This is a genomic window from Streptomyces sp. YS-3 (assembly GCF_045257485.1).
Lineage (GTDB): Bacteria > Actinomycetota > Actinomycetes > Streptomycetales > Streptomycetaceae > Streptomyces.
Genome location: NZ_JBJHPC010000453.1, coordinates 1 through 5,867, shown reverse-complemented (window position 1 = coordinate 5,867; position 5,867 = coordinate 1). Strand labels below are relative to the sequence as shown.

At 67.9% G+C, this 5,867-nt stretch carries 6 protein-coding genes and 1 pseudogene; 2 read left to right on the top strand and 5 right to left on the bottom strand.

Annotation, left to right across the window (positions count from 1 at the left end; all coding sequences use genetic code 11):
* Together ACJA3G_RS27945 and ACJA3G_RS27940 are read right to left on the bottom strand one after the other, a co-directional pair.
* The coding region (locus tag ACJA3G_RS27945) for a hypothetical protein (protein ID WP_406555810.1) at nt 1-817 on the bottom strand (817 nt) is incomplete at its 3' end.
* The gene (locus ACJA3G_RS27940) at nt 814-1,428 is read right to left on the bottom strand and encodes an RNA polymerase sigma factor (protein ID WP_406555809.1); all 615 of its coding nucleotides are present in this window, start codon (nt 1,426-1,428) and stop codon (nt 814-816) included. The genes ACJA3G_RS27945 and ACJA3G_RS27940, both read right to left, overlap by 4 nt.
* Before the next feature lie 429 nt (nt 1,429-1,857).
* Between ACJA3G_RS27940 and ACJA3G_RS27935 the strand changes: the two genes are divergently transcribed.
* Nucleotides 1,858-1,989, top strand: a complete 132-nt coding sequence (locus ACJA3G_RS27935; protein WP_406555808.1) for a hypothetical protein — start codon at nt 1,858-1,860, stop codon at nt 1,987-1,989.
* Nucleotides 1,990-2,052: 63 nt separating this feature from the next.
* Here ACJA3G_RS27935 and ACJA3G_RS27930 read toward each other — a convergent pair whose 3' ends face one another.
* Both ACJA3G_RS27930 and ACJA3G_RS27925 read right to left on the bottom strand, forming a co-directional pair.
* Nucleotides 2,053-2,265 (bottom strand): DUF6207 family protein, encoded by a 213-nt coding sequence (locus ACJA3G_RS27930; RefSeq protein WP_406555807.1) that lies wholly within the window; start codon nt 2,263-2,265, stop codon nt 2,053-2,055.
* A gap of 453 nt (nt 2,266-2,718) precedes the next feature.
* Nucleotides 2,719-3,402 carry an HNH endonuclease family protein gene (locus tag ACJA3G_RS27925; protein WP_406555806.1) on the bottom strand — a complete coding sequence of 228 codons (684 nt, stop codon included), beginning with the start codon at nt 3,400-3,402 and terminating at the stop codon, nt 2,719-2,721.
* Nucleotides 3,403-4,877: 1,475 nt separating this feature from the next.
* Here ACJA3G_RS27925 and ACJA3G_RS27920 point away from each other — a divergent pair.
* Entirely contained in the window at nt 4,878-5,405 is a 528-nt protein-coding gene (locus tag ACJA3G_RS27920; protein ID WP_406555805.1) for an RICIN domain-containing protein, read from the top strand.
* A 224-nt stretch (nt 5,406-5,629) separates the two neighbouring features.
* Here ACJA3G_RS27920 and ACJA3G_RS27915 read toward each other — a convergent pair.
* Nucleotides 5,630-5,867, bottom strand: a pseudogene (locus ACJA3G_RS27915) (hypothetical protein); the annotation flags it as partial.

Genomic DNA, 5,867 nt, shown 5'->3' with positions numbered 1-5,867 from the left:
GAACTGGCAGGTACATCCCCCCTGGCCACGCAGGCAGGCGCTGTGCGCCCGCGGCGGGCTTGGCTGCCCGGGGGGGACGGGGCATGGCCCGCAGCTCGGCGGGGATGCTGCGGACGAAGGCCGTGAGGGCGGCGACGAGGGAGCACCGTGGTAGCGGGATGGGCCCCACATCCTCGTGATGGTGCTCCTCGACGCAGGCCAGGACACGTCCTGGCCTGACCGCGGGCAGCATCGGCGCCCCCGCGTTGTCTCGTGTGCTTGGCCGGGGCCGTAGGCGGGGCTGGGTGAGGCGCCGCGCCCACAGTTCAGCGTCCTCGTATTCGCCGCGGCGCGAGTGGTCCAGGAACAGGCAGTAGGCCGCACCGTCCCCGTCCTCGCCTTCGCTGGCGTATGCGGCGAACTGCCACCAGAACCGGGCTCCGTCGTAGCGGTCGGCCAGGTAGAGCAGGCAGGCGAAGACCAACGCGCCCTGCCAGTCGGCGTGATGGGAGCGGATGAAGTCCCCGAGCTGCTCGGGCGCACCGGGGCCGCACACCACCAGGACGCTCAGCGCGGTCAGCTCCTGCCGTGCATCTTCGGCATCCACGGGCCCGTCCGCGCCGGAGGAGCCCCACGTGCCAGGCAGGTACGGGCACGACCACGGCTCAAGCAGGGCGCTGTTGCCCCCCGTTGCGGCGGATCGGCTCTCGTGGCGGTGCTGCTTGCGCAGCAGGCGGCCTTCGGCCGCCGCCAGGTCGTAGTCGGCGTAGCGGCTGCGGGCGCCGGCCCTGGCGAAGAAGTCCTCCAGGTACCGGAAAATGCGGGTGGGATCGCTCATGAGTGGGCCTTCCCGTCTCCACTGGGTTTGGCGGGGACGTCGAGTAGCTTGGCCAGACGCCGGCAGGCCTGGCTGAGGTGGGAGCGGACGGTGGCCTCATCGACGCCCATGACGGCCGCCGCTTCCTTGGTGGTGCAGTCCAGTCCGTAACGCAGGACGACCGCGTCGCGCTGACGCTCGCTCAGGTGTTTGACCGCGGTATAGAACTGGATGACTCCCGTCAGCAGTTCATACGGGTCACAGACCGCGTCCTTCACGGCGGCCTCGAAGGCGCTGATATCGGCTGGCTCGGGCCTGCGCTTGCGTGCACGCTGCTGATCGAAGATCCGGTTCTTCAGGACCGTCCACGCGTAACCCTCCAGGTTGCGCATCGCCAGCATCCGCAGCCACTCCCTTATGATCGCCTCGAAGGCCTTGTCGACGGCCTCCTCCGCATCCGCATCGGAGCCCAACTGCAGGTAGGCGAACCGCATGTAGGCGTGGCGTTTGCCGGCATGGAACGCCCAGTACGACAGCCGCTGGGCCGGTGACCACTGGCTCATCGGCTGGCGGCCCTGACGGTGCGGCACGTCCACGGCATTGCCGGAATCCTCCGGCCCGCCCTCGCTCACCGCTCCACCTCAGAGGCCGTCTCGTGCGTCTCGGCCGCGGGACGCCGGGCAAGAGCCAGGTCGGCAATGCCTATGCGCACACAGGCAGCCAGAAGCCGCCGACAGCCGTGGATCACGTCGGGTCCCAAGACCCGCACCGCCAGCGCGATCTGAACCAACCACGCAGCACTGTGCTGCACGTGCCCTCCCACAGTGATGGCAACAACGCCGCCCCTCCCCGGCGCGGAAGCAGGCGCCTCCATCTGTAGAGCGTCTGGGAGACCAAAAAGTGTGCAGATGAAAAATACGAAAATTCGCAGTCACTGAGGGCCGTCATTCGTTCAAAATCAGTCGCACCTGCGGCTGGGATGCGTGCTGAGAGGTGCAGCTCCGTGGGGGTCGCCTCATACGTCGCCGGCTTCGCGCGGTGCGGTCTTCGCGGGTGCACCGATGAGCCAGACCAGCGCTATGCCGTACACCGGCGGCCTGGCTGAATCGGCGAGCTCATCGCTGCGCGAGGACGACTTACGCACGCTCGCAGGCTTCGCCCAGTCCCTGAACACTTCACGGGCCACCGGCTGAGCATGCATCAGTTCTTCAGACAGCCACGTGCCCGATGCCGCGACGACGGCAAGGTCAGCGCCTTCAGTCCGCTGTCCCGGGGCGGCGTCGTACGTCGGCGTACACCCGTGCCCGGACACCGCCGTGGCCGGGGACGCGCTGTACCGGGGTGACACCGGAGGTCGCCCACAGCTGCTCCAGGCACTCCATCACGATGCGGGCGGTGTCCTCGTCGGCGGCGGTGATATCGAGGACGGCAAGGCCGGGCTGGTCAAGGTGCTGCTCATCGAGGGGCATGCCTCAAGGGACGGCTCCGCGTGGGCCGGCGGTTGTGTGACGGAGCACGGAGCACCCGTACGAAGGGCGGCCGCGCAGGGGCTTGACGGGCCCGCTCGCGTCGTCCGCGGCAGGGGCTGTCCGGCGGGAGCGGCAGGCAGCAAGCGGGGTCCGCTGACAAGGCCGACACTGGCGGCGGCCCCGTGGCCGCAGAGCCGTGCCAGCGTCCCGAGAGTCATAGCTCCGTGGCCCTGCGCGAGGACCTGCTGGTGCCGCGTCCGGCCAGCACCGGTGATGCTCCTCAGCGCCTGACCCGGCGCCTGCCCGGCGTTCGAGGCGTGTAGCGACCGTTCCTGGCGCCGCGTGTTCACCCCGTGAGTGGAAGCGGGCATGGGCTGTTGCTGTCATCCATGGGGAGGGGCTGGCAGGGGGCCCCTGCCTGCCCTTCGCCGCGGACCGTTAGGCAGGCTGGTGTCAGCGGGCGGTGGTGACGGTGATGTCGGGGTTGGGGCAGGYSGASAGGRCGTCGGTGAGGGCGGCGTGTTCGGCGGGGTCGATGTCAAGTCCCCAGCGGGTCTTGTCCGCGATCCAGTCGGTGACGTACTGGCAGCGGTAGCCGGCAGATGGGGTAAGCCAGGTGGAAGGATCCTGGTCGGCCTTGGACCTGTTGGAGGCGGCAGAGACCGCGATCAACGCCCGTTCGTCACCGAGGTCGTTGGCGTAGGCCTGACGCTGCGCTGCACTCCAGGTAGAGGCGCCGGAATCCCAGGCTTCGGCGAGGGGGACCAGGTGGTCGATGTCGAGCTTGCGGGCGTCGTCGAAGTACAGGCCATCGTAGGGGGAATACCAGGAACCGCCGGTCAGGGCGCACTTGGGCCCCTGCACCGGTGCCTGGAGTGCCTCGGCCTTGAGGACTTCCTGGCGGGTGTTGCAGCCGTCACGGTCAGCGTCCACCCAGTGCCTGAACATACTGCGCTGATATCCCGTGCGGTCCTCGGCCCGTACGGGCAGGTCCTGCAGCGCGTCAAGAACCGGCATGGTAACGGTCGCGCCGGGGGCGGCTGCCTGGGCTGGTGAGGCGTGGGCTGCGGCAGGGGAGAGCAACAGAGCAAGCGTGGTGAGGGCGGTGGCGGCAAAACTGATCCGGGCACGGCGCATCCAGGGTCCCCTCTACGGAAAATCACCAATTCGTCATGATCTTCCTACCGGGCCTACGGGACACAAGTCGACCGGCAGAGAACCTACTTCACTCCCGAGGGGAGAAACCTCATCTCATCACACTGCACCCAGCAAAGGCCTGCACCGACGCCAGCGTCCTTAACCATGTAGCTCAGGAAGAGTGGTCCCCACGCAGGCGGGGGGTGAACCGCTGTTGGGACGGGAACCGACCGGCTCCACGATGTGGTCCCCGCACAGGCGGGGGCTTTCCAGTCGGCGCATCGGGAGTGGGTCCCGCTGAAGAGCCTTCCCGAGCTGGTGGCGCGCGGGAAGGTCCGGAGCGCGAACGCCATCGCGGCACTGATGATGCTGCAAAGTCGACACCTTGGCTGAGCACCGCTGAGCCGCGCCCTTCGACCCGATCTACACTCGAACGCGCGTCCGATCAGTCTTCATGTCTCGACCCTCTCCTCTTCCTGGAGCACGTGCAACGGGCTGAGCAGGCGTGGCGACCACAGCCCAGCACGGTCAAAGTAGGGCGGATGCGCGGGATCATCCCCCGCATGCGGCGGGGACCACGCAGCTGTAGCGGCTCCTCCTCCGCTCCCAGACGGATCACCCCCGCATGCGCGGGGACCACAGGCGGTGACCTGCGGGTTCAGCTGGCTGCGGAGTGGTTTTCGCTCACCTTTAGAGAGTCCGACATGTCCGTCAAATCACCTGTCCTATCTGTGCGTTGTGTGTTGCTTCCGTGGCGGCAGGCTATCGGCTGTGTGGGGCTGTGCTGGCGGCTTCGGGACTGTTGGGTGCTGGGGGAGGCTGCGGTCCTGTTGGCCGGGGAGCGGGCGAGCTCTTCAGCGAAGTTGAGCGGGGGCATGGGGGAACCTCGGTCTAGCGGTGTTGGCGACCGGATCGCCTTCGGAGCCCGCAGACGGGACGGAGTCGGTCCGGCGATCGAAGCGAAACCGGCTACCCGGCTCCCGTGCGCCGGCCGGCGCGCCCCATCGTCTGGCCCCAGCGTGCCAAGACTCGCGTACCGTGTTCCCGAGCCGGACCCCGGTCTCTCGGCCAATGTCGACGACAGCCCACAGCAATGTGCCGTCCCCGGCGTGGCCGCTGCCGCATGCTCCTCGGATGACGGCAACTGAATGACGCGCGCACCGCTCGCCTCATGTCCACGACGCGAGCCGGGCATACGAAAATCTCTGAGCTTGGACGTGCCGCCTGTCCGCGGACAAGCCCTGTTGTCCGCCCATGGGTGGGCGCCAGCCTGCATCGTTGTCGGCTGGGTGGTGCGGACAACGCTTCTTGTGGCGATGGTTGGTGCCGTCAGTCAGAAGCAGCTGCGAGCGTGGGGCGCACAACCTTGCCGAGCAGCGCCCGATGGGGAGGTATCACGTATGAGGTTTGCCAGCCACAGGTCAGGGACGCGCGTCCGGGGAACGCTCGGCGCGGGAATTGTGGGACTCGCAGCGATGGCGTTCGTGGCGGGTGCGGCGCCGGCGTCGGCGGCCGGTGCGGCATCGGCCAGCGCCGACTCAACGTCGAAGATCGTCAGCAATTACGCCCCCTACCTCTGTGTCAACGGCGGTGGAAGTGACGGCTGGCAGCTCCAGATGGGCGGCTGCTCGGGCCTCAGCCATCCGTATTACAACTGGACCTTTCACCAGCTCACCAGGCGAGACAGCCACGGTGGAGCCTGGTGGGAGATCAAGGACATCTGGGGCAGGTGCATGGACGCCGACCTGAACCACATAGGCGACGGCGGCAAAGTGCAGGACTGGACCTGCAACGGGGCGGCGCAGCAACACTGGTACCTATGGCCCCTGGGAGGGGGGAACTACGAGTTCATCAACGGGGTGAACACCAACTACGTGCTCGACGCCGTCACTGCGGGTGCTAACAACCCGGGCGTCCCGGGCGACCATTTGCAGCTGTGGACAGCCAACTACAAGCCCCAGCAGCAATGGTACGTAAGCAACCTGAGCTACCCACTGGGCTAACCTCCCACCAACTGCCCGCAGCTGAAGGCTCGTCCACTGACCTGCGGAGAGGCCGCCACCCAGTGGGTGACGGCCTCCCCCACGTTGGCCCCGGACTGCCCGCGCGGATCCCCAACGGACCCACCGGCACGTCGTCCTGACCGAAGGTCCTCTCTGCGGCTGACCCAGGCCACCAGCGGTCGGGGCGTCGTCCCCCTCGCCCCGGCCCGGTGCCCTCTGTCTCCTCAGACGGGCTCCGGAAGCGAACCAAGGTGCTTGACCACACGCTCACGCAACAGGAGGTACTCCTCCCAGCGGCGAGGCAGCGGGCCCGACGGCCGCACGACGACACGAGCAGCCGTGACCGTCTGCCCGCGCTGGAACTGCTCGCGGGTCAGATCGAGTTCCACACCGCTCGACAGCCGGTTCCACCAGTGGAAACCGTGCTGGGTTCCGTCAAGATGCACCTCGCCGACCACGAGA

What these genes read in the sequence shown, in the direction of transcription:
- ACJA3G_RS27935 (WP_406555808.1), top strand. Translation starts at nt 1,858, where the DNA reads ATGAGCCAGACCAGCGCTATGCCGTACACCGGCGGCCTGGCTGAATCG.
- ACJA3G_RS27930 (WP_406555807.1), bottom strand. Translation starts at nt 2,265, where the DNA reads ATGCCCCTCGATGAGCAGCACCTTGACCAGCCCGGCCTTGCCGTCCTC.
- ACJA3G_RS27920 (WP_406555805.1), top strand. Translation starts at nt 4,878, where the DNA reads ATGGCGTTCGTGGCGGGTGCGGCGCCGGCGTCGGCGGCCGGTGCGGCA.